We start from the raw sequence: 23,177 nt of genomic DNA on the forward strand, positions 1-23,177 counted from the left end.
ATAACGTTAACACATTAACGAACTGCCTATGCAGCAGTCGCCACCGCCAGGAGAAACGCATGAGCCGTACCCTGCATGATGTTGCCAGCGGCACCCTGTTCGGCGTCGCGCTGAACTACCAGGGCCTGCTGGACCAGCATCTCGCCGCCTTCCAGCAGGCGCCCTACCAGAAGCCGCCGAGCAAGCCGGTGCTGTTTATCAAGACCCCGAATACGCGCAACGAGCACGCTGGCGTGGTGCTGCACCCCGAGGGTGAACGCCTGCAACCCGGCCCCGCGTTAGGCGTGGTAATCGGCCAGCGCGCCAGTCGTGTCAGCCTGGAAAACGCCATGGCCCATGTGGCCGGCTATGTGGTGGTGAATGAATTCAGCCTGCCGGAAGACAGCTACTACCGCCCGGCCATCAAAGCCAAATGCCGCGATGGTTTTTGCGTCCTCGGGCCACAGTTAGTCCCACGGGACCAGCTCGCCAACCCCGGTCAACTGAGCCTCAAGATGTGGGTCAACGGCGAACTGCGCCAGGAAAACACCACGGCCAATTGGGTGCGCGATATCCCGCAACTGATCGCCGAAATCAGCGAATTCATGACCCTGCATCCCGGCGATGTGTTGATCACCGGCACCCCCGAAGGGCGCGTCGATGTGCTGCCGGGCGACAGGGTAGAAGTCGAGATCAGCGGCGTGGGCCGTCTGCTCAATCACATTCAAGCGGAGACCCAAGCATGAAACACGCCCGTATCCGCTTTGAAGGTGAAGTGCACGCCGTACAGGTGCAAGCCGACAACACCGTGCGTTTGAGCGATGGTCGCCTGCTCGTCGAAGACCAGGTGCAGTGGCTGCCACCGGCCACCGGCAACATGTTCGCCCTGGGCTTGAACTACGCCGACCATGCGGCCGAACTGGCCTTCACCCCACCCACCGAACCCCTGGCCTTCATCAAGTCCGTCGGCACCTACACCGGCCACCGCCAGGTCACCTGGCGCCCGGACAACGTCGCCTACATGCATTACGAGTGCGAGTTGGTGGCGGTGATCGGCAAGGCCGCGCGCAACGTCAAGCGCGCCGACGCCCTGGACTACCTGTCCGGCTACACGGTGTGCAACGACTACGCGATCCGCGACTACCTGGAAAACTACTACCGCCCCAACCTGCGCGTGAAAAACCGCGACGCCACCACCCCGGTCGGCCCGTGGATCGTTGATGTGGCCGATGTGCCCGACCCCGGCAACCTGACCCTGCGCACCTGGGTCAACGGTGAGCTGCGTCAGGAAGGCAGCACCCGCGACATGATCTTCGACATCCCCTACCTCATCGAATACCTGTCCAGTTTCATGACCCTGCAACCCGGCGACATGATCGCCACCGGCACGCCCGAAGGCCTGGCCGATGTGGTGCCCGGCGATGAAGTGGTGGTGGAAGTCGAAGGCGTGGGCCGTCTGGTCAACCGAATTGTCAGCGAGGCGGAGTTTTTCTCCGCCCGGAAAGAGGCGTGAGCAGCATGATCAAACACTGGATCAACGGCCGTGAGGTCGAAAGCAAAGACACCTTCATCAACTACAACCCGGCCACCGGCGAGGCGATTGGCGAAGTCGCCAGCGGCGGTGCCGAGGAAGTGGCCCAGGCCGTAGCGGCCGCCAAAGACGCGTTCCCGAAGTGGGCCAGCACCCCGGCCAAGGAACGCGCACGCCTGATGCGCAAGCTCGGCGAACTGATCGAACAGAACGTGCCGCACCTGGCCGAACTGGAGACCCTGGACACCGGCCTGCCGATCCACCAGACCAAGAATGTGTTGATTCCCCGGGCGTCGCACAACTTTGATTTCTTCGCAGAAGTCTGCACGCGCATGGATGGCCACAGCTACCCGGTGGACGACCAGATGCTCAACTACACCCTCTACCAGCCGGTGGGCGTGTGCGGGCTGGTGTCACCGTGGAATGTGCCGTTCATGACCGCCACCTGGAAGACCGCGCCGTGCCTGGCGCTGGGCAATACAGCGGTGTTGAAGATGTCCGAGCTGTCGCCGCTGACCGCCAATGAACTGGGACGCCTGGCGGTGGAAGCCGGGATTCCCAACGGCGTGCTCAACGTGATCCAGGGCTATGGCGCCACGGCCGGTGACGCGCTGGTGCGGCACCCGGATGTGCGCGCCATTTCGTTCACCGGCGGCACCGCCACCGGCAAGAAGATCATGCAGACCGCCGGCCTGAAAAAGTACTCCATGGAACTGGGCGGCAAGTCGCCGGTGCTGATCTTTGAGGATGCCGAGCTTGAGCGCGCCTTGGATGCGGCGCTGTTTACCATCTTTTCCCTGAATGGCGAACGTTGCACCGCCGGTAGCCGTATCTTTATCCAGGAAAGCGTCTACCCGCAGTTTGTCACCGAGTTCGCCGCCCGCGCCAAACGCTTGATCGTCGGTGACCCACAGGATCCGAAGACCCAGGTCGGCTCGATGATCACCCAGGCGCATTACGACAAGGTCACCGGCTACATCAAGATCGGCATCGAGGAAGGCGCCACCCTGCTCGCCGGTGGTCTGGAACGCCCGGCCAACCTGCCGGCGCACCTGAGCAAAGGCCAGTTCATCCAGCCGACCGTGTTTGCCGATGTGAACAACCGGATGCGCATCGCCCAGGAAGAAATCTTCGGCCCGGTGGTGTGCCTGATCCCCTTCAAGGACGAAGCCGAGGCCCTGCAACTGGCCAACGACACCGAGTACGGCCTGGCCTCCTACATCTGGACCCAGGACATCGGCAAGGCCCATCGCCTGGCGCGCGGGATCGAAGCCGGCATGGTATTTATCAACAGCCAGAACGTGCGCGACCTGCGCCAGCCATTTGGCGGGGTGAAAGGTTCCGGCACCGGGCGTGAAGGCGGCCAGTACAGCTTCGAAGTGTTTGCCGAGATCAAGAACGTGTGCATTTCCATGGGCAGCCATCACATTCCGCGTTGGGGTGTTTAACCCCCGCCAAGGCGCTCCAACAACAATAATGAACCTGGAGAATCATCATGGGCGAAGTGGTCCTGGCAGCGAAGATCTGCCACGTGCCGTCGATGTACCTGTCGGAACTGCCCGGCAAGCATCACGGCTGTCGCGAAGCGGCGATTGCCGGTCACAAGGAGATCGGCCGCCGCGCCCGCGAACTGGGCGCCGACACGGCAGTGGTGTTCGACGTGCACTGGCTGGTCAACAGCGGTTACCACGTCAATTGCGGCGAGCGGTTCCAGGGCACCTACACCAGCAACGAGCTGCCGCACTTCATCAAGAACATGGAGTACGCCTACCCCGGTTGTCCCGAGCTGGGCGCGTTGATCGCCGCCGAGGCCAACCTGGCCGGCGTGCGCAGCATGGCCCACAACATCCCGAGCCTGGAGCTGGAATACGGCACCCTGGTGCCCATGCGCTACATGCACATGGACGTGCCGGAGGCTGAGACATTCAAGGTCATTTCCATTGCCGCCTGGTGCGCCTGGCACCGCCTGGAAGACAGCTTCGCATTCGGTGCCGCCGTGCGCCGGGCCATCGAGAAGAGTGACCGCAAGGTGCTGGTGCTGGCCTCGGGCTCGCTGTCGCACCGCTTTTCGGACGACCGCCAGGCCGAGGCGAATATCCACACCTGGACCCGCGAATTCGACAAGCAAGTGGACCTGCACGTGGTGGAGATGTGGAAGCAAGGCCGCTTCAAGGAGTTCTGCGCGATGCTGCCGGACTACGCCGAGCACTGCTTCGGCGAAGGCAAGATGCACGACACCGCGATGCTCCTGGGGCTACTCGGCGGGCCGGATTACGCCAAGCCGGCGGAGATCATCACACCGCCGTTCGGCAGTTCGGGCACCGGCCAGATCAATGCGATTTTCCCCCTGTAGAACCGGGAGCAACCCATGCCGCACTTTATCGCCGAGTACACCGACAACCTCGAACCACAGGCCGACCTGCCCGGCCTGTTTGAAAAGATCCACCGCGTGCTGGGCGACAGTGGCGTGTTCCCCCTCGGCGGTATTCGCAGCCGTGGCGTACGCCTGGACACCTGGCGCATGGCCGATGGCAAGCACGACTACGCCTTTGTACACATGACCCTCAAGGTCGGCCATGGCCGCGACCTGGCCACGCGCCAGGCGGTGGCCGAAGCGGTGTTCGCGGTGATCAACGCGCACTTTGCCGAGTTGCAGGCGCAACGTTTGCTGGCGCTGTCATTCGAGATGGTCGAGCTGCATCCGCAACTCAATTTCAAACAGAACAATGTGCATGCGTTCCTGAATAACCCGGCGGGGTAAACCCGCTGTTCTCCCCACGGCCTCTCAGACAAAAAGTACAACATCATGAGCACAGCCCACTCCACCGCCAGCCGCGTGCTGGCCGAGCACGACCGTACCCATCGTTCAGTGACGTGGCGCCTGATGCCGCTGTTGCTGGTGTGTTACCTGTTCGCCCACCTGGACCGCATCAACATCGGCTTCGCCAAGATGCAGATGAGCAGCGACCTGCAGTTCAGCGACACGGTCTATGGCTTCGGCGCTGGGCTGTTTTTCATCGCCTATGCGCTGTTCGGGGTGCCGAGCAACATGGCCCTGGACCGCGTCGGCCCCAGGCGCTGGATCGCCAGCCTGATGGTGGTGTGGGGCCTGTTGTCCACTGGCATGTTGTGGGTGGAGAGCGCCCGTGGTTTCTACGTGCTGCGCTTTTTGCTGGGGGTGGCCGAGGCCGGGTTTTTCCCGGGGATCCTGGTGTTTCTCAACCGCTGGTACCCGGCACGCCGTCGCGGCCAGGTCACCGCGTTATTTGCCATCGCCGTGCCCATGGCAGGGGTGTTGGGCGGGCCGTTGTCCGGGGCGATCCTGGAACACTTCCACGATGTCGGCGGAATGCGTGGCTGGCAGTGGATGTTCCTGATCGAAGGCCTGCCCGTGGTGCTGCTGGGGCTGGTGGTGCTCAAGTGGTTGCCGGACGGCTTCGACGCGGTGCACTGGCTGACCGCCGAGCAAAAACAACAGCTGCGCGACCAACTGCGCAGCGAGGAACAGCGCAAGACCATTACCTCGTTCGGCGGCATCCTGCGCGACCCGCAGGTATGGCTGCTGGTGGCGGTGTATTTCGCGGTGATGCTGGCGGTGAACACCCTGGCGTTCTGGATGCCCACGCTGATCCATGGCGCCGGCATCGGCCGCGACAGCCAGGTCGGCCTGCTCAGTGCCGTGCCGTACCTGGCCGGATGTTTCTTCATGATCGGCTGCGGGCGTTCCTCCGACCGCCATCGCGAACGCCGCTGGCACATGTGCGTGCCACTGCTGATGGCGGCGGTCGGGATCGCCGTGGCGGGCCTGGCGCCGGGCAATCCGCTGCTGGTGATGGGCGGGCTGGTGCTGGCCGGCATGGGCGCCAGTGCCGCCCTGCCGATGTTCTGGCAACTGCCGCCGGCGTATCTGTCCACCACCACCCAGGCCGCCGGCATCGCCATGATCAGCTCGTTCGGCAGCGTTGCCGCGTTCCTCGCGCCGTACCTGATCGGCTGGATGCGCGACGCCACCCAGAGCGCCAGCCTGGCGCTGTACGTACTCGCCTTGTTCATCGCCCTCGGCGGCCTGCTGGTGCTGCGCACCCACGCCGCCATCGTCAACCCACATTAAGGACCGTTGCCATGCTCCCCCCCCAGCAAATTCTCCAGGCCGCTGCGCACCTGGACCGCGCCGAACGCAGCCGCGAACAGGTGCGCCAGTTTTCCCTCGACTACCCCGGCATCACCCTCGACGACGCCTACGCCATCCAGCGCGCCTGGGTCGCGCAAAAGATCAAGGACGGGCGCACCCTGAAGGGCCACAAGATCGGCCTCACATCGCGGGCCATGCAGGTCTCGTCGAACATCACCGAGCCCGACTACGGCGCCCTGCTCGATGACATGTTTTTCGACGAAGGCAGCGACATTCCCTTCGAACGCTTCATCGTGCCGCGAGTGGAAGTGGAGCTGGCGTTTATCCTCGGCAAACCGCTCAAGGGCCCCAACTGCACGGTGTTCGATGTGCTCGACGCCACCGAGTGGGTGATCCCGGCGCTGGAGATCATCGACGCGCGCATCCAGCAGGTCGACCCGCAGACCAACGCGACGCGCAAGGTGTTCGACACCATCTCCGACAACGCCGCCAATGCTGGCGTGGTGCTGGGCGGCCGTGCCGTGCGGCCGACCGAGATCGACCTGCGCAAGGTGCCGGCGGTGCTGTACCGCAATGGCGTGATCGAAGAGTCCGGCGTGTCGGCCGCCGTGCTCAACCACCCGGCCAAGGGCGTGGCCTGGCTGGCGAACAAACTGGCACCCTATGACGTGACCCTGCTGCCGGGGCAAGTGATCCTCGGCGGCTCCTTCACCCGCCCGGTCGCAGCCCGCCCTGGCGACACGTTCCATGTCGACTACGACCTGCTTGGGTCGATTGCCTGCCGCTTCGTCTGAACCCTGGAGGATTGCCATGGACCTGCCCATCAACCGCTTCAAACACCGCCTGCACAGCGGCGAGGTGCAGATCGGCCTGTGGCTCGGCCTGGCCGACGCCTATTGCGCAGAGTTGGCCGCCAATGCCGGTTTCGACTGGCTGCTGATCGACGGCGAACACGCGCCCAATCACCTGCAAGGCATGCTCGGCCAGTTGCAGGCCATCGCGCCCTATCCCAGCCAGGCGCTGATCCGCCCGGTAATCGGCGACAGTGCATTGATCAAGCAACTGCTGGATATCGGCGCCCAGACGCTGCTGGTGCCCATGGTCGAAAGCGCCGCCCAGGCGCGTGAGCTGGTGCGTGCGATGCGATATCCGCCCCAAGGGATCCGGGGTGTGGGCAGTGCACTGGCGCGGGCTTCACGTTGGAACAGCATCCCTGGCTACCTAGACCAGGCGGATGAACAGATGTGCCTGCTGGTGCAGATCGAAAACCTTGAAGGCCTGGCGACCCTGGATGAAATTGCCGCCGTCGAGGGCGTGGATGGTGTGTTTATCGGCCCGGCGGATTTGAGTGCATCGATGGGGCATCGGGGGAATCCGGGGCACCCGGATGTGCAGGCGGCGATTGAGGATGCGATCAAGCGCATCGTGCAGTCGGGCAAGGCGGCGGGGATTCTCAGCGCGGATGAAAACCTGGCGCGGCGCTACATTGAGTTGGGCGCGACCTTTGTCGCGGTGGGTGTGGATACCACGGTGCTGATGCGTGGGTTGCAGGCGCTGGCAGGCACATTCAAAGGCATTCCCGAGGCTGACCACAGCGGTGGAATCTACTGAAATCTCATGTGGGAGCGGGCTTGCTCGCGAATGCAGTGGTACAGCCAGCCTATTCTCTGACTGACCCACCGCATTCGCGAGCAAGCCCGCTCCCACATTTTGATCCTCAGTGTTCGAGGCGTTGATTCAACGCTTGATATTGATGTTCTTCAAGTCATCCAGCAGACCCAGCAGGGTCTGCAACTTCTCTTCGCCAAACTGATCCTGCAACCGCTGGTAGTTGGCCTCCATGCACTGGCTCATCGACTCGAAACTCGCCTTGCCCTTGTCAGCCAACGTCACCAGTACCCGGCGCTGGTCCTGCTCGGCCTTGCGCCGGTGCACCATGCCGGCGGTTTCCATGCGCACCAGCACGCCGGTCATGCTCGGCTTGAGGATGCAGGCCAGTTCCGCCAATTGGTAAATCTCCAGTTCACCGTACTGTTCGAGGATGCGGATGATCCGCCATTGCTGTTCGGTCAGGCCGTGTTCATTCAGGGACGGGCGGAAAAAACTCATGGCGGCTTCGCGGGCTTGCAGCAAGGCCAGGGTCAGGGATTGTCGAGGTTTGGACATAGGGATCAGGGTCACGAAGTATTTAGTTAATAATTTAACGAAACTCTAACATTCCCTGCCGGCGAGCGCGCTATAACTTGTCGAGTGCACCGCCCATGGCGCGCTGAATCAAATGCATGGGCACGCAGGGTCAAGACTTCCATCTCGCCAGGGCCCCTAATGGAGGTATCCGCTTTAGAGCCTTCCTTCACTTTTCAGGCTGCGCCATGATCAACATCGAAACCCCCACGTATTACACCGCCACCAAGAAATACAACCTCAGCTTCCCTACCCTGGAACAGGACATCGACGCCGATGTGGTGGTGATCGGCGGCGGTTTTTCCGGCATCAACACGGCCCTGGAACTGGCGGAAAAAGGCATCACCAATATCGTGGTGCTTGAAGCGCGCTACCTGGGTTTCGGCGGCACCGGTCGCAACGGCGGGCAGATCATGGCGGGCATCGGCCATGACCTGGAGAAGATCAAGAAGGACGTGGGCGAAGACGGCCTGCGCCAGGTGTTCGAGATCAGCGACCTGGGCGCGGACATCATCAAGAACCGCATCGCCAAGTACAACATCGACGCGGACTTCTGCCACGGCTACGGCTACATGGGCTTCAACGCCCGCCAGGAAAAAACCCTGCGCGCCTGGGAAAAGGACTTCAAGTCGATCAACAGCCAGCACGAAATCCGCTTTCTCGGCGGCGCGGATGTGCAACAGATCATCGGTTCCAAGGCCTACAGCAGCGCCCTGCTGCACATGGGCGGCGGGCATGTGCACTCGCTCAACCTGCTGCTGGGCGAAGCCACCGCACTGGCCGGCCATGGCGTGCGGATTTTCGAGAACAGCCCGGCGCTGGAAGTCAGCTACGGCGAACGCATCACCGTGCGCACCGGCCGTGGCTCGGTACGCGCCAGCAAACTGCTGTGGGCCTGCGACAGTTTCCTCAACAAGCTGGAGCCGGAGCTGCACCGTTCGACCATCAACACCTACGCGTTCCAGATGATGACCGAGCCGTTGTCCGAGGAGCTGATCCAGCGCATCAGCCCGATTCGGGGGGCCTACAGCGACATTCGCCCGGTGATCGACTACTACCGGGTGACCAACGAAAACCGCCTGCTGTTCGGCGCCGCAACGCCGTTGGTGGAGCATATTCCCGGCGACCTCAAGGCCTGGAACCGTCACCTCATGCTGAAGATCTTCCCCTACCTCAAGGACGTGAAAATCGACCTGGCCTGGGGCGGCCCGATGGCGTGCAGCCCCAACCTGTTCCCGCAGATCGGCACCTTGCCGGGGCGCAGCAACGCGTTTTTCGTGCAGGGCTATTCCGGTTTTGGCGTGACCCCGAGCCACATCATCTGCAAGGTCCTGGCCGAAGGCATGAGCGAAGGCTCGGCGCGCTACGACCTGGTCAGCTCGATTCATCGCCCGACCATCATCGGCAAGGACGCGATCCGCCCCTTGCTGCTGACGGCGGGCAAATCCTGGCACCAGCTTTCCGGCTATTGGAACGGGCGCCGCTAACCGCATTTTTTACTCAACTGGAGAACTGCCATGCCCCTCACCCCCCTCAAGCACAACGTCCAACTCTCGGAACTCGAACCTTGGGGCACCGTGGCCGACCTCGGCTCCGAGATCCTCGAAGGTGACGTGCGCGCCTTCGGCAAGATGACGTTCGGCGCGCCCACCGACCCGGTCAGCAGCGCTTATTTCGGTACCACCCAGGGCAAGTTCCGCATGGTTTATCCGTTTGCTGAACAAGCCACGGTGGTCACTGGGGAAGTGCTGCTGACCGACGAATCCACGGGCCACACCTCGCGCTACAAAGCCGGTGACAGCTGGTTCGTGACCAAAGGCACGCCCGTGCTGTGGGAAGTGCTCAGCGAAAGCTTCGTCAAACATTACTTCGCCGTCGTGTAAGGGAGGGGTTGCCATGACGAGTTCTCCCGACTGGATTACCGTCGGCGCACTGGCCGACGGTTTCGCTCCAGACGCCTTCATCCTGCCCAACCTGGCCGAGCTGGCGGGCCAGGCGTTCACCCTGCATTTCGCCAATGGCTGGCAGATCGAGCACCGTTTCGAGCAGGACCGCCTGGCCTGGCACGCCGCCGATGGCCACTCCAGCGGCAGCGCACCGTACCGCGCCACCTCGATTCGCCCGGGCCTGTACCTGGTGGATTTCATCAAGCACGAGGCCGGGCATAGCTGGTCGATCAGCCTGGTGCTGGACACACCAAACGCCTCGTTCACTGCCGTGATCGGGCGCCTGCCGGACCAGGCCGAGACCCACGAAGGCCTCTACCACCGTGCCCTGGCCGGCAAGCCGCTGACCTCGGTGGAAGTCGACTTCCTCCACGGCAGCCTCGACCGCCCGTGGCAGGCCGGCCACTGCCGGCATGCGCCCACCGAGGAACTGGTGGGCCTGCGCAACCGGTACCGCTACAGCCCCAGCGAAGTCTACGAGCACATCTACCTCAACGAGCGGTTCTATGCCTGGCAATGCCTCAAAGGCGTGGAGCAAGGCCTGTGCGACACCGACCGCTGCCATTACTACAAGATCGCCGAACAGCTGTACCTGTTCGTGTGGCAGGAGAAGATCGTGCCGACCCTCGGCCTGGTGCTGATCGACCTGCAACAGCACCGCAGCGACGGCAAGATCTTCGGCTATGCCGGTGCATCCTTCGATGCGCTGTCGAACTTCCCCATCAGCTCGTATTGCCAGGTGCTCAACCGCACGGAGTATCCCGATGACTGAGCCGCGCACGGTCTAAATGTGGGAGGGGGCTTGCCCCCGATAACAGTGTGTCAGTCACCACAGGCTTGGCTGAACCACCGCTATCGGGGGCAAGCCCCCTCCCACATTTGATCTCCTTTGTTTTGAAGATCCCGTTTATGCCCCCACCGCCTGCATCCGGCTCGAACGAAAATCCTTCGGCGACACCTCGAACTGCTTCTTGAACGACCGGCTGAAGTGCGCCGAGTCGGTAAAGCCCCACTTGTAGGCAATCGAGGTGATCGACTCGCTGCGCAGGCACGGGTTGGTCAAGTCATCCGCGCTGCGCTTGAGCCGCGCGCGCTGGATGTAGCGGCACACGCTATCGTCCTGTTCTTCGAACAGACGGTACAGGTGGCGCACCGAGATATTCAGCCGGTTGGCCAGGCCGATCGGGCTGAGCCCCGGCTGGCTCAGGGATTCATCGATGACCTTCTGCACGTAGCTGCGCAGGTTGCTGCCCTGCAGCGCTGCCAGGCCGTCGCGGCACTCTTCGCCCTGCTCCAGGGCCGATCCCAGCAGCGACACGAAAGCCATCTGCAACGCCTCCACTTCACCCGCGCCGTCTGCGGTGGCGTCCTTGCACAGTTGATCCATCAGCACATGCAGCATGCGCCCGCAGGCTTTGGTCGAGGAGATCTTGCCGAAAGCCCGTGCGTCGCCGCCCAGGTGCTTGCACACCTGCGGCCGCGAGAGTGACAGCGAGGCGTGTTCGATCAGGCCGAAGGGGGTGATTTCGATGGAGCCCACCGAGTCCATCAACAGCATCTCGCCAGGCGCCAGTTGCAGGGTCTGGCCGTTCTGCGCGATCTGCGAATAGCCGCTGCGTTGGCTGACCAGGAAACAGTCCTGGTCGTTGTCATGGTCGGCGTGGTGCGCCGGGCGTTTGATCAGCCCGGCATTGGTGCGCAGGATGGCCACGCCGCGCGGCAAGTCTCGGATCTCGCCGATGAACAGCGAGCGGTTGAACGCCAGTTCCGTCTCGAAATAACCGCACGCGGCGCGTAGCTCGCGGTTCCAAGTGTCCAGCCCGTCGTGTGCATGCTGTGGGATGCTCATGGGGTGTCTCCGCAATGGCTTCTTTTTGTTGTTCTGATGCAATAGTTAACATGTTATCTATATGCACGCAACAACAACCTGTGTGCCCATTGCGCAAGCACTAATGATGCCAATCAGAGGTTCGACAACACCCGATTCAACCCGACCAGCGCCGCGAGCAAATGACTGCGCTGCACCGCGCTCAGGGCGATATAACGCCGAAACGCCGGCAGGCGATTGACCACCTCGCTGCCGCCCATATGCTCCAGGCGCACGCACCATTGCTGGTCGTGCAGCTCGATGCGCAGACGCTTGAAATCCAGCGGCATCAGCGCCTGGAACAACGCCTCATCGGCCAACAAGCGTGCCTGCAACTCACGGCCCAATGCCTGGTTGCCGGCACGGCGCTGCACACGAATTCCATGGCGCCGGATCGCGCCGCCATGGTGCACCGCGAAGCTCGCCGTGCCCCCCGTTGCTGCCGGTACGCGCAGGACAAACTCAGTCAGCACCAGGTGCATCAACAACTGCGACTCGGTGCGCTCGACTATTTCGAACGCCACGCCGTCCACTTCAAGCGTTGCCAGCCCAAGGTTGCGCCGCAGGTGCGCCAGGGTCACCCCCGGTCGATACCCCGACGGCGCACGATCGGCACGCCACAGCTCAAACAGTCTTTGCCGCAAAGTCGCCATAACCGTCATCAGCCTGCTCCGGTTGGTTACTGAACTCCTTTGCCAATACCTCCTCCACAGAGGCCGGCTTGAAGGGGTTGACCTTCTGCACCACCAGGGTCCAGAACAGCGCATACGCCGCCGTGCCCGCCAGCATCACGCCAAACGGCACATAGATGTCCGCCGGGGTCATGCCCGGTGGCGTGATGAACCACATGCCCAGCAGGATGCCGATGCTCGACACGATCTGCGGCAGCGGGAACCACGGCGAGCGATAGGCCCGTGGCAAGTCCGGCCGCCGAATACGCAGGCTCACCACCGAGATCGTCACCAGCAGGTAGGCAAAGCTCCACGCACACACCGCTGCCAGCACCAGGTGCATGATGTTGTCGGTGTTGCCACCCAGGTACAGCGCGTGAAGGCAGGGAATCAGCATCGCCACCAGGATGCACAGCAGCGGCGTCTTGAAACGTGGGTGCAGGTAGGTGAAAACCTTGGGCAACGCCCCGTCCACCGCCATGCCGTAGAGAATCCGTGGCACGCCGGCCATCAAGGTATTGATGGTGGCCGCGCCGGCAAACAGAAAACCGATGCCCAGCCACAGCGGGCCGATCTGCCCCATCACCTGCTCGGCGAACCTGGGGATGGCCATGGGCGTGTCCAGCAGGTGCACGCCCGAGGCGGCATCGAGCACCACGTTTTCCACCTGGCGTTTCATCGCCGCGCCATAGATGAACATGCAGGTGGCCACACCCATCAGCCCCAGCATCATCGCGCGCGGCATCACCTTGGCCGATTGGCGCAGGTCCGGCGCCAGCGGCGTGACGAACTCGCAACCGACAAACATGAACATCGCCATGCCCACCAGCGATAGCACGGTGATCAGGTCGGTGCCCACCAGCGACTCACCGAACCAGCCTTCCAACTGCACAGCGGGCGCGGCGATCAAGCCCAGTACGCCAAACACCATCAGGGTGGTCCACATGCCGAAGGTGAGGATGATTTCCGCCCGGCCAAAAGCACTGACGCCAAACGCGTTCAGCACCCCAAAGACGATCACGAAACCCACGCCGAGCAACCATGACCCACCCGCCGATTCCGCCAGGGTGTTCAAGTGTTCGAAGTTCACCAGGGCCATGACCCCGGACAGGATGGTTTCAGCAGTGCCGGCAAACACATGCACGATCAGGTACGCCGACAAGGTGCCGGTGATCGCGAAAAACCGCCCCATGCCGCAATTGATGTAGTCGTACACCGAGCCGGTGGTGGGCAGGATCGAGGCGGCCTCGGCAAAGGTGGTGGCCTGGGCCAGCATCATTACCACGGCGATCAGCATCGCCAGGGCGAACGCACTGCCGCCGATGCCAAAGCCCATAGTGGCGGTGAGGATCACCGGGCTGGCCATGATCAGGCCAATGGTGCTGGCCAAGGCGGTGGGGAAACCTACCGTACCCCGGTTGAGGTGCGCGGTGAGTCGGTCGTTGATCGACATGGTGGGGTCCTCGAAGACGGTTTTTTTAATGTATCGGTACTCTGCGCCCCACTCGAATTGATCGTCTTGCCCCTGTCTGCCGCCGGTTTTGTTGCTCCCTGCCACAGCGGGCGGCGTGGCGGCCAGGGTCAATTCCCTGGCACGCAGAGAAAAGACTCAGGCCCCCGCCACTCGCCCTAATGCGCCCTCACTCTTAACCAAGCTGGGGACAATAACAATGGAGCACACACTGAAAAATCGCGGCCTGCGCCAGGCGGTCGGCCTGGGGATTGCGCTGCTGGTGGGCCAAGCCCAGGCGGTCGAGCTTTACGCCGATGCCGACACCCACGTCACCGGCAACTTCCTTGCCGTGTACGGGATGTTCAACAGCAAGAAGAACTACGACGGGCGCAACGGCGGTTCCACCTGGCGCGAGGCCTTCATCAAGTACGGCCTGAGCGTCGACCAGAGCCTGGGCCGCTTTGGCGGCGTGTATGGCACGGCCAACCTGGTGAGTTCCGGCACCTGGGGCGATGGCGATGCCTCCGGGGTCACCACAGGCAAGGAGCGCACCACCAAGTTCGACGAAGCCTTCGCCGGCTGGCGTTCGGGCGAGCTGTTCCCGGCCTTGGGCAAGGACGGCGTGGACCTGTCGTTCGGTCGGCAGATCATCATGCTGGGCGACGGTTTTCTCATCAACGACGACGGCCCCAATCTGGGCAAGGGCGTGGGTGACGGCGAGTTCAACCGCGGCGGCGCCTACTACATCGCTGCACGCCATGCCTTCGACAAGACTGCGGTGATTCGCCTCGGCGGCAAGGACGGCGTACATGGCAGCCTGATGTGGATCAAGTCCGACAACCCCGCCCAGGCCATGACCGAAATGGCCGCCGGCACCCTGGAGTACAGCGCCGCGCCGGGCACCCTGGGGCTCACGTATATTCATGGGATCGATGTGGACGAGCGCTTCGCCAGCGACGTGCAGCGCCAGCGCAAAGGCATGAACCTGTACAGCCTGCGCGGCGCCGGCAATGCCGGTATCGACAACGCGCACTTCGCCTTTGAACTGGCCCGCCAGAACCGCCGCGACAGCCAGCAGAACGCCGGCTACGCCGAAGCCGGCTACACCTTCGCCGACCTGCCCTGGTCGCCGGACTTGACCTACCGCTACGCGCGCTATTCAAAGAACTGGGACGCGATGTTCGCCGGCTTCAACCGCGGCTACGGCACCTGGGTGCAGGGTGAAGTGGCGGGCAACTACTCCGGCCCCTACAACACCAACACCTCCGTGCAACACGTGGCGCTCAAGGTCAAGCCACTGGAGAACCTCACCCTGGGTGCGCTGTTCTTCGACTACACCACCGTCAGCACCCGCGGCCAGCTGAACCTGGACGGTCGCGAGCTGGACCTGTACGCCGAGTGGGCGGTGAACGAGCACCTGATCATCACCCCGCTGCTGGGCCTCTACAAACCCGACAAGGATGCCGAAACCGGCGGCAACCAGGTCGGTGGCAACGGCACCAATGTCTACAGTCAGTTGGTGGTCGCCGTACCGTTCTGAACCGTCTCGGGCGCGCAGGGACGCAGCGCCTGGACCTCGGCATAAGCGCCCTGGTGATACAACAGCGGCGCACGCCCGAAATCGTCGAAGGCCACCACCTTGCCGATCATGATCCAGTGGTCGCCACCGTCCACCTGCTGGTATTTCTCACAGTGGAAGCGTGCCGAGCAATCGGCGAACACCGGTGAACCGCCCTCCCCCGGTTCGTACTCGATCAGCGCGAAGCGGTCTTCGCGTGGGCGCGCAAAGTTGTTGGACAGGTGCACCTGATCCGCCGCCAGCACATTTACCGCAAAGTGGCTGGCCTCCTCGAACACTTCGTGGCTGTTGGAGCGTTTGTCGATGCTCCACAGCACCAGTGGCGGATCGAGGGATACCGAGTTGAAGCTGTTGGCGGTCACGCCCACCTTGCGCCCGGATGCGGTGGCGGCGGTGACCACGGTCACGCCGGTGGCGAAGTTGCCCAGGGCACGACGAAAGGCCCGTGGGTCGAAAAGGCTGTTGTCAGGCATGCAAGACTCCCGGGCGCCCTCGAACGGACGCCCTGATTGTTGTAGTGGAAGAACGGGTCACACCATGCTCGGGTCCGGCTCCAGGCCCATCAGCTCACGGCCGAGGATCTGCGCGCAGACGTCGTAGTCGGTGTAGGCATGGGCGCCGGTCATATGCGAATCGCGGAACAGGCGCTGCATTTCGTTGTGTTCGAACCAGGCATTGCCACCGGCTGCGGCGAACAGGCGGTCCACCGCCTCGATGCACATCTTGGTGGCGTAGGCCTGGTTGGTGCGCCAGAACGCCAGGGTTTCGCGGCTCGGGTAACGCTGGGCGGCGCTGTGTTCGGCGTGGTCCTGCCAGGTTTTTTCGAGGAATGCGCGGGCAGCGGCCACCTGGTGGGTGGACTCGGCCAGGCGCATCAACGCCGGCGTTGCCGCGCCCACGGCAGCACCAGTGTAGGCGCGCACGCGGGTTCTGGTTTTTTCGCGGAACACCTCCAGCATGCGCTCGGCCACGCCCAGGCTGACGGTGGAAAAACCACTGGCGAAATACGGCCGGTATGGCGCGTAGAAAATCTGGCTGTCGGGGTAGAGGCCAAAACCTGCGGACTTGCCCTCCATCATGTCCCTGGCCTTCTGGATCCGGTGCTCGGGCACCCAGGCATTGTCGATGACCAGAGTCTTGGTGCCGCTGCCTTTCATGCCGGCGGCGAACCAGTCATCGCGGATCTGGTAGTCGCTGCGCGGCAGCACGGCAAAGCAGTAATCCTGGGTGCCTTCGGCATTCTGTCGACGGCAGCCGACAATCGCCCACTCGGCGTGATCACAGCCGCTGCTCCAGCCCATTTCACCGCTGAAGTGCACACCGCCTTCGCCCTCCACCACGCGCCCGAACGGCGCAATACTGCTGCTGGCGGTGGCATCCGGGTTTTCGCCCCACATTTCCTGCTGCAACCGGGCCGAAAACAGCGCCAGTTGGTGGCTGTGGGTGCACAGCAAGCTCATGGCCCAGGCGGTACTGGCACAGCTGCCGGCGAGCAAGGCGATGCAGTCGGCGAACTCGGGCAGCGACAGTTCCAGGCCACCAAAGGCCTTGGGTTGAAAGGCACGGTGCAGACCGATGCTTTTGAGCAAGGCGATGTTCTCATCCGGCACCTGGCGTTGCTGTTCGGCACGCGTGGCATTCGCCGCGATCAGCGGCAGGAGGGGCTTGAGGTCTTCGAGGAGTGGGTTTGGCTTTTTCATGGACGGCCCCGCTTATTATTGGAAGTCCGGCAGCCGCTCCAAGTCGAGGAGCAGCGCTGGATGCAGGGCCAGTATCGAACGGCGCAGGCCGGTGGAAAATGCACGTTCCACAGGCAAGATTGTACTTTTCACAGGCGCGGCAGCCACAGGCATGACGCCTGGCAGGCACAGTCAAGCCAGACGCGGGTGGCTTGATTACCCTCGGCTTTTCTTTTGTGAACTGCCAGGAACCTGCCATGAGTGATATCCCGCTGCTGCCTCACGTCGAAGCGTTTTTACGTCGACCCCATGGGCTGTTCATCGACGGCGTCAACGTCCGCAGCCATTCCAGCCAGACGCTGGCGGTGACCAATCCGGCCACCGGTGAGGTGATCGCCCAGGTCGCCGATGCCGACCTGGCGGATATCGATGCAGCCGTCGACTCCGCCAACCGGGGCTTCCAGTTGTGGTCCCAGGCTGCGCCGGCGACACGCGGCAATGTGCTGCTCAAGCTCGCCGACCTGCTGGAACGCAACCGCGAAGAACTGGCGCAGATCGAGACCTGCCAGTCCGGCAAGATCATCCAGATTGCCCGTGCGTTCGAGGTCGACCAGGCGGCGCACTTCCTGCGTTACTACGCAGGCTGGGCGACCAAGATCAGCGGCCAGACGCTCACCCCGTCGCTGCCCTCGTTCAATGGCGAACGCTACACCGCGTTCACCCTGCGCGAACCGGTGGGCGTGGTGGTGGGCATCGTGCCGTGGAATTTCTCGACCATGATCGCCATCTGGAAACTCGCCTCGGCACTGGTGACCGGCTGCAGCATCATCATCAAGCCCAGCGAATTCACGCCGCTGACGATCCTGCGCATCGCCGAACTGGCCATCGAAGCCGGGTTGCCAGCGGGTGTGCTCAACGTGTTGACGGGCGGCGGCCACGTCGGCAAAGGCCTGGTGGAACACCCCGGCACGCACAAGGTGTCCTTCACCGGTTCGGTGCCCACCGGCATCGCCGTAGGCCGCAGTGCCATGGGCGCCGGCCTCACCCGCGCGACCCTGGAACTGGGCGGCAAGAACGCCGCCGGCTTCCTGCGTGACGTGGACGTGGACAAGGCGGTGGACGGCATCATCGAAGCCGGTTTTTTGCATTCCGGGCAAATCTGCGCGGCGGCCGAACGTTTCTTCGTGCACCGCTCGCAGATAGACGCGGTGCTCGACAAACTCAGCCAGCGCCTCAGCCGCCTCACCATCGGCTCGCCGCTGGACGAACGCACCGAATTCGGCCCGGTCACCCACCATCAGCATCAACTCAAACTGCTCGGCTACTTCAGCCAGGCCCGCGCCGAAAACAACCGGATCATCCACGGCGGCAAACTCATCGACCGCCCCGGCTGCTACGTCGAACCCACGGTGATCCTCGCCAACAGCATCAACGACACCCTGCTCAACGAAGAAACCTTCGGCCCGATCGCGACCTTCCTGCCCTACGACAGTGAAGACGAGCTGCTCGCGCTGATGAACAACGGCCCCTACGGCCTCAGCGCCAGCCTGTGGACCAATGACTTGGGCAAGGCCCTGCGCATGGTGCCGGCGATCAAGGCCGGCACGTTGTGGGTGAACATGCACACACTGCTCGACCCGGCAGTGCCGTTTGGGGGCAATCGGTCTTCGGGGGTTGGGCGCGAGTTTGGCAGTGCATTCATCGAGGATTACACCGAGCTCAAGTCGGTAATGATTCGGTACTGAGGGTCAGCCCTTTCAAGGTCTTTGAAAAACCGGCCATATCTGGCTGATACCCTCCCAATAGGGCGGACACTGCAACTGTGGCGAGCGGGCTTGCCCCGCGTTGGGCTGCGAAGCAGCCCCAAAACCAGGCGCCTAGGATTACCTGACACACCGCACGCTTCCGAACCTGGGGCCGCTTCGCGCCCCAACGCGGGGCAAGCCCGCTCGCCACAGAAAGCCCACTCACCACAAGAGGCCCGCCTGCCGATCCCCCCAATTGGATTTACGCCTGCGCAATCACCGCCTCCGCCTCGATCTCAATCAACCAATCCGGCAACGACAACCCGCTGACGATAATCCACGAAGACGGCGGCGGGTTGTGCGGGAAGCGCTCGCGCAACGCCTGCGCGATCGGCTCCTGCTGGTCACGGGCGGACTGGGCGATGTACAGCCGCAACATGATCACGTGGGACAGATCACCGCCGGCCTCGGCCAACACCTTTTCGATGTTGTCCAAAGCGGCGGCGGTCTGTTGCGCAATACCCGGGCCGACGGTGCGCTCGTCAGCATCCACACCGACCTGGCCGGACAGCATGATGCGCCGGCCTTGCGGCACTTCCATGGCCTGGCTGAAGCCGTATTGCAGGGCGTTGAATACCGTTGTGGGATTAATGACCTTCCGTTGCATGAGACTTCCTTGTTGTTTGTAGGAAAACAAGGCTAACCCAAAGCAATCGTTCAATCCGGCGGTTCAACATCCCGCAACATATCGGGGATCATCGAGGGGCGGGACAGACTACCAACTCCCCATCGCCAGACTGAACGGCGAAAACTCCGCGAACTGCCACCGCAACGCCAACGCCGCCGGGCGGCGTACGACATGTTCCACGGTGACCGTCCACAAGCGCTGGGCGCCCTCGAACAGCGCCACTTCAGGGCCATCGAGGATCAGTGAAGTACGCCCAGCCACCTGCAGCACATCCCCCGATTCAAAATCGATAAACAACAACCCCGCCACCGGGTTCACCTGCAAATTACCCAAGGTGTTGAAGAACAGGTTGCCGGCAAAGTCAGGGATGGTCAGCACGTTGCCTTCGACCCGTACAAAACCCGTATTGCCGCCGCGATGGGAAACGTCCACCGAGCGCTGGCCATCCACCTCGACATAGCTGGCGACGAAGAAGGTATCGGCGTTGCGGATTGCCGCTTGGGCCGCCTCATCCAGGCTGCTGGAACGTTCGGCCACGCTACCGGGTTTACGTGCGACGGCATCCATCGGCCGCAGTTGAATGTACTTGGGGCAATTGCCGAACGTGTGCACCACGTCGACCGAAAAGCCCTCGTGATCGAGCACACCGATACGCCCATTCATACGGTTGCGACGGCGGGTGTTGAGGTCGATGCCCAGCAAGCCAATGGATGCGCCTTCACGCAAGGCATTGCGGGCAGGGTCGCTCGCGGATGGCAAGCTATCAACCTGCAAGGTCTGTGGGTCCGGCGAGTGGGCAAAGCCCGGCGCACCTTCAAGCATCGTCGCCCAGGGAATACCTTGCTCGTCCACCACACCCAGCATCAGGTACGGCAACAAGGGGTAGAAATCCCGATGCTGCTCGGGCAAATGGTCACGGATCACCTTGGGCCCGACCACGGCCATGCGCTCGGCGACGCCCACAGCTTCTTGCATGTGCCGTTCACCGGCATGCCAGGGGGATTGTTCGATCAGGTTCATGGCAAGCACCTCATGTTGGATAACCCGATGCTGCGCCCTGCCCGCCACCGAGGGAATCACCACGCCAGGCAATCCACTGTTACGCCAGCTGAAATGCCGGGTGTTCACGCAGCGCCGCCACGCAGTGGTCGACAAAGCTGCGCACGCGCATCGGTGCGTTGCGGCCTTGGCGATACACCACGTGCACGGGCAATGGCGGCTGTTCAAAACCCGGCAACAGGCGGCGCAATTGTCCATTCTGCAGATGCTCGTGAACCGGGTAACTCAGGCAGCGAATCACCCCCGCGCCATGCACCGCCGCATTGATCGCGCCCTGCACCGTGGCGCAGCCAAGGCGCGCACGGGCCTTGAGTTGATAACCCTGGAAATCCCAATGCACCTGATCGGCACTGGCAATCAGCCGATGCTGCTTGAGGTCGTGCGGGCGTTGGGGCTCGCCATGAACAGCGAGATAGTCGGGGCTGGCGCAAAGAATATTCCGCACCTGCCCCACGGGCCGGGCGATCAATGATGAGTCGGGCAGTTCACCGACGAGGATCGCCACGTCCAGCCCTTCTTCGTGCAGGTTTGGATAATAGTCGTGGTAATGCGCCGCTAGGCTCACCTCGGGATAACGGTCCAGGTAGTCGGCCAACACCGGCGCCATCACATAACGGCTGAACAGAAAGGGCAGAAACACCCGCAGGTTGCCCTGGGCCTGCACATGCAAGCCTTTGGCCGAGGCTTCGGCGGCGCCCACGGCGGCGAGCAGGCGCACGCAATCGGCCAGGTACGCGTTGCCGGCGTCGGTCAGGTTCACGCCGCGCGTGCTGCGCTCAAGCAACCGCACGCGTAGCCGCGCTTCCAGGCGGGCCACCGCACGGACCAGGGTTGGCCCGGACACCCGCACACTGCGCGCCGTGCCGGCCAGGCTCGAGTGCCCGGCCAGTGCTGCGAACAGTTGCATGTCGCGATAGCGCTCCATCAACCGCACCGTTTCATCGCCGGGTTCAGGGCAGCATCCTGGCCCAGGCGATGGCTGAGGAAGTCGACAAAGGTATTGATCTTGGCCGGTACACGGCCGCTCTTCTGGAACACCACCTGGATCGGTAACGGCTCAGCCTCATACGCTTGAAGGACGATCTCCAACTCGCCCGCCGCCACTGCCGTGGCGACCTGATAGGACAGCACCCGCGTCATGCCCCAGCCCAGGCGTGCCAGGTTGATCGCGGCATTGTTTGCCGTAACGACCAGGCGCGGCTCGATGGGCACGGTCAAGGGTTGGCCGGCGTCGACAAACTCCCAGCCACTCACCAGTTGGCTCGACGATGACGTGACGATCTTGGCCTCACGCAACTGCGACGGATGCTCCGGTCGCCCGTGCTGGTCGAGATAGGCTGGCGCTGCACAGACGACCCGGCGCACTTCACCGACCTTGATCGCCTGCTGGCCCGGCTCGTGCAGATGACCGATACGCACGGCTACATCGACGCCTTCGTCGACCAGGTTGACCACGCGGTCGACCAGCAACGCATTGATGTTCACCAACGGAAAGCGGTCCAGGTATTCCCCCAGCACCGGCGCCACATACAACTCGCCGAACAGCACCGGCGCGGTGACCGTCAGGTGGCCGCAGGGGATGGAGTAACTGCCCGCCGCCGCTTCTTCGGCTTCATCGAGTTCCGCCAGGATGCGCCGGCAATCTTCCAGGTAACGCTGGCCGGCTTCGGTCAGGTGCAAGCTACGGGTGGTGCGCGCCAGCAGTTGGGTACCGATGCGTTCCTCCATGGCGGCAATGGCCCGCGTGACGCTGGGCGGCGAGGTGTTCAGGCGGCGCGCGGCGGCGGCAAAGCCCTCCTCCTCGGCCACCGCCAGGAACACCTGCATTTCATGAAATCGGTCCATCGGCACTCCTCTCAAAAAACACCACCCTCACCTTGTAGTGAGCGAGCTCGTCTCGCGTTGGGGCGCGAAGCGGCCCTGAAACCTGCCACCGCGTATTTTCTGAAACAACGCAGCGGTCTTATTGGGTCTGCTTCGCAGCCCAGCGCGAGGCAAGCTCGCTCACTACATAGGGTTTGCGTTAATGGGATTGCAAGCCCACGGCTGTGCGTGGCATGCCGACGAACCCCGGCAACGCTTCAATGCTGGCAAGCCAGGCGCGCACCTGAGGGTAGTCAGCCAGCGACACATTGCCTTCGGGCGCATGGGCCACGTAGGTGTAGAACGCAATATCAGCAATAGAAGGCTGCTCGCCGGCCAGGAAACGGCTCTGACTCAGTTGTGCCTCCACCAGCTTCAGCAGGGCATGGGAACGAGCAATGGCGGCGACGGTGTCGACCTCGGCACCAAACACGGTGGCGAGCCGCGCCGACGCAGGCCCTGCGCTCAGTTGACCGGCGGCCGCCGAGAGCCAGCGCTGCACTCGGGCCTGCCCCACAGGATCGCCCGGCAGCCATTGGCCCTTGCCGTAGGTGTTGGCCAGGTAAACCAGGATCGCATTGGAGTCGGCCAGCACCACACCGTTGTCATCGATCGCCGGCACCTGGCCGAAGCTGTTGATCGTGGCCAGATAGTCGGCGGTCTTGTGGGCACCTTGCTTGAGGTCCACCAGGTTGTATTCCACCGGCAAGCCCAGCAGGGACAGCATCAGTTCCACGCGGTGGGAGTGGCCGGACAACGGAAAACCATAGAGTTTGATCATGAAAGGCTCCAAAAGAAGGG

The 23,177-nt window shown here is 63.0% G+C and carries 23 protein-coding genes and 1 pseudogene; 13 read left to right on the forward strand and 11 right to left on the reverse strand.

The genetic code is table 11. The features are described from left to right. The first annotated feature begins 59 nt into the window (after positions 1–59). The 8 genes from M2497_RS20305 to hpaI are packed head-to-tail and all read left to right on the forward strand — an operon-like array spanning position 60 to position 7,253. A complete protein-coding gene (locus tag M2497_RS20305; RefSeq protein ID WP_248482654.1) occupies positions 60–725 on the forward strand; it encodes a fumarylacetoacetate hydrolase family protein in 666 nt (221 codons plus the stop codon). After that, entirely contained in the window at positions 722–1,492 is a 771-nt protein-coding gene (locus M2497_RS20310) for a fumarylacetoacetate hydrolase family protein (RefSeq protein WP_248482656.1), read from the forward strand. Before M2497_RS20305 ends, M2497_RS20310 begins: the two co-directional genes overlap by 4 nt. A gap of 5 nt (positions 1,493–1,497) precedes the next feature. After that, positions 1,498–2,958: a 5-carboxymethyl-2-hydroxymuconate semialdehyde dehydrogenase gene (gene hpaE, locus M2497_RS20315; protein WP_248488232.1), complete on the forward strand. Its 1,461-nt coding sequence runs from the start codon at positions 1,498–1,500 to the stop codon at positions 2,956–2,958. A gap of 47 nt (positions 2,959–3,005) precedes the next feature. Then, positions 3,006–3,863 carry a 3,4-dihydroxyphenylacetate 2,3-dioxygenase gene (gene hpaD / locus M2497_RS20320; RefSeq protein ID WP_058426096.1) on the forward strand — a complete coding sequence of 286 codons (858 nt, stop codon included), beginning with the start codon at positions 3,006–3,008 and terminating at the stop codon, positions 3,861–3,863. Between the two features lie 15 nt (positions 3,864–3,878). Further along, positions 3,879–4,271, forward strand: coding sequence for a 5-carboxymethyl-2-hydroxymuconate Delta-isomerase (locus M2497_RS20325; protein WP_248482658.1), 393 nt, complete (start codon positions 3,879–3,881; stop codon positions 4,269–4,271). Between the two features lie 45 nt (positions 4,272–4,316). Continuing rightward, positions 4,317–5,621, forward strand: coding sequence for an MFS transporter (locus tag M2497_RS20330; RefSeq protein ID WP_248482660.1), 1,305 nt, complete (start codon positions 4,317–4,319; stop codon positions 5,619–5,621). 11 nt (positions 5,622–5,632) lie between these two features. Beyond that, positions 5,633–6,436 (forward strand): 2-oxo-hept-4-ene-1,7-dioate hydratase, encoded by an 804-nt coding sequence (gene hpaH / locus M2497_RS20335; RefSeq protein WP_071495921.1) that lies wholly within the window; start codon positions 5,633–5,635, stop codon positions 6,434–6,436. Between the two features lie 16 nt (positions 6,437–6,452). After that, positions 6,453–7,253: a 4-hydroxy-2-oxoheptanedioate aldolase gene (hpaI, locus tag M2497_RS20340; RefSeq protein ID WP_248482662.1), complete on the forward strand. Its 801-nt coding sequence runs from the start codon at positions 6,453–6,455 to the stop codon at positions 7,251–7,253. Between the two features lie 126 nt (positions 7,254–7,379). Here hpaI and hpaR read toward each other — a convergent pair whose 3' ends face one another. Further along, the gene (hpaR, locus tag M2497_RS20345; protein WP_071495923.1) at positions 7,380–7,808 is read right to left on the reverse strand and encodes a homoprotocatechuate degradation operon regulator HpaR; all 429 of its coding nucleotides are present in this window, start codon (positions 7,806–7,808) and stop codon (positions 7,380–7,382) included. Positions 7,809–8,014: 206 nt separating this feature from the next. On the opposite strand from hpaR, the gene M2497_RS20350 reads away from it, so the two are divergent. From M2497_RS20350 to M2497_RS20360, 3 genes are read left to right on the forward strand one after another with little or no spacing between them, the layout of a single operon-like run. Continuing rightward, positions 8,015–9,313: an FAD-binding oxidoreductase gene (locus M2497_RS20350; RefSeq protein ID WP_248482664.1), complete on the forward strand. Its 1,299-nt coding sequence runs from the start codon at positions 8,015–8,017 to the stop codon at positions 9,311–9,313. 30 nt (positions 9,314–9,343) lie between these two features. Next, on the forward strand, positions 9,344–9,709 hold the full coding sequence (locus M2497_RS20355; protein ID WP_248482666.1) for a cupin domain-containing protein: 366 nt from the start codon (positions 9,344–9,346) through the stop codon (positions 9,707–9,709). Positions 9,710–9,722: 13 nt separating this feature from the next. Then, the gene (locus tag M2497_RS20360) at positions 9,723–10,544 is read left to right on the forward strand and encodes a molybdenum cofactor biosynthesis F family protein (protein WP_248482668.1); all 822 of its coding nucleotides are present in this window, start codon (positions 9,723–9,725) and stop codon (positions 10,542–10,544) included. Positions 10,545–10,679: 135 nt separating this feature from the next. Here M2497_RS20360 and feaR read toward each other — a convergent pair whose 3' ends face one another. The 3 genes from feaR to M2497_RS20375 all read right to left on the reverse strand — a co-directional run bounded on the left by feaR (position 10,680) and on the right by M2497_RS20375 (position 13,763). Next, on the reverse strand, positions 10,680–11,621 hold the full coding sequence (feaR, locus tag M2497_RS20365; RefSeq protein ID WP_248482671.1) for a transcriptional regulator FeaR: 942 nt from the start codon (positions 11,619–11,621) through the stop codon (positions 10,680–10,682). Positions 11,622–11,734: 113 nt separating this feature from the next. Then, complete coding sequence (locus M2497_RS20370) at positions 11,735–12,301, reverse strand: DUF3156 family protein (RefSeq protein WP_248482672.1); 567 nt, start codon at positions 12,299–12,301, stop codon at positions 11,735–11,737. Continuing rightward, positions 12,264–13,763, reverse strand: a complete 1,500-nt coding sequence (locus M2497_RS20375) for an APC family permease (protein ID WP_248482674.1) — start codon at positions 13,761–13,763, stop codon at positions 12,264–12,266. Before M2497_RS20375 ends, M2497_RS20370 begins: the two co-directional genes overlap by 38 nt. Before the next feature lie 217 nt (positions 13,764–13,980). Between M2497_RS20375 and M2497_RS20380 the strand changes: the two genes are divergently transcribed. Next, positions 13,981–15,303: an alginate export family protein gene (locus M2497_RS20380; RefSeq protein ID WP_248482676.1), complete on the forward strand. Its 1,323-nt coding sequence runs from the start codon at positions 13,981–13,983 to the stop codon at positions 15,301–15,303. A gap of 38 nt (positions 15,304–15,341) precedes the next feature. Here the strand turns inward: M2497_RS20380 and M2497_RS20385 are convergent. Together M2497_RS20385 and M2497_RS20390 are read right to left on the reverse strand one after the other, a co-directional pair. Next, positions 15,342–15,815 (reverse strand): annotated as a pseudogene (locus tag M2497_RS20385) (flavin reductase family protein); the annotation flags it as partial. Between the two features lie 57 nt (positions 15,816–15,872). Further along, positions 15,873–17,042: a p-hydroxyphenylacetate 3-hydroxylase oxygenase component gene (locus M2497_RS20390; protein ID WP_248482678.1), complete on the reverse strand. Its 1,170-nt coding sequence runs from the start codon at positions 17,040–17,042 to the stop codon at positions 15,873–15,875. Positions 17,043–17,278: 236 nt separating this feature from the next. Here M2497_RS20390 and M2497_RS20395 point away from each other — a divergent pair, with 236 nt between their 5' ends. Further along, positions 17,279–18,766 (forward strand): aldehyde dehydrogenase family protein, encoded by a 1,488-nt coding sequence (locus tag M2497_RS20395; RefSeq protein WP_248482680.1) that lies wholly within the window; start codon positions 17,279–17,281, stop codon positions 18,764–18,766. 262 nt (positions 18,767–19,028) lie between these two features. On the opposite strand, the gene M2497_RS20400 is transcribed toward M2497_RS20395, so the two are convergent. The 5 genes from M2497_RS20400 to M2497_RS20420 all read right to left on the reverse strand — a co-directional run bounded on the left by M2497_RS20400 (position 19,029) and on the right by M2497_RS20420 (position 23,157). After that, positions 19,029–19,433, reverse strand: a complete 405-nt coding sequence (locus M2497_RS20400; RefSeq protein ID WP_248482682.1) for a Rid family hydrolase — start codon at positions 19,431–19,433, stop codon at positions 19,029–19,031. A gap of 108 nt (positions 19,434–19,541) precedes the next feature. Next, the gene (locus M2497_RS20405; protein WP_248482684.1) at positions 19,542–20,474 is read right to left on the reverse strand and encodes a pyridoxamine 5'-phosphate oxidase family protein; all 933 of its coding nucleotides are present in this window, start codon (positions 20,472–20,474) and stop codon (positions 19,542–19,544) included. A gap of 79 nt (positions 20,475–20,553) precedes the next feature. Beyond that, entirely contained in the window at positions 20,554–21,438 is an 885-nt protein-coding gene (locus tag M2497_RS20410; RefSeq protein ID WP_248482686.1) for a LysR family transcriptional regulator, read from the reverse strand. Next, positions 21,438–22,358: a LysR family transcriptional regulator gene (locus M2497_RS20415; protein WP_248482688.1), complete on the reverse strand. Its 921-nt coding sequence runs from the start codon at positions 22,356–22,358 to the stop codon at positions 21,438–21,440. Before M2497_RS20415 ends, M2497_RS20410 begins: the two co-directional genes overlap by 1 nt. A 178-nt stretch (positions 22,359–22,536) precedes the next feature. Continuing rightward, positions 22,537–23,157, reverse strand: coding sequence for a glutathione S-transferase (locus M2497_RS20420; protein WP_248482690.1), 621 nt, complete (start codon positions 23,155–23,157; stop codon positions 22,537–22,539). Between the last annotated feature and the right edge of the window lie 20 nt (positions 23,158–23,177).

This window comes from Pseudomonas sp. CYM-20-01 (genome assembly GCF_023169845.1).
In the GTDB taxonomy this organism is placed as follows: Bacteria; Pseudomonadota; Gammaproteobacteria; order Pseudomonadales; family Pseudomonadaceae; genus Aquipseudomonas; species Aquipseudomonas azotoformans.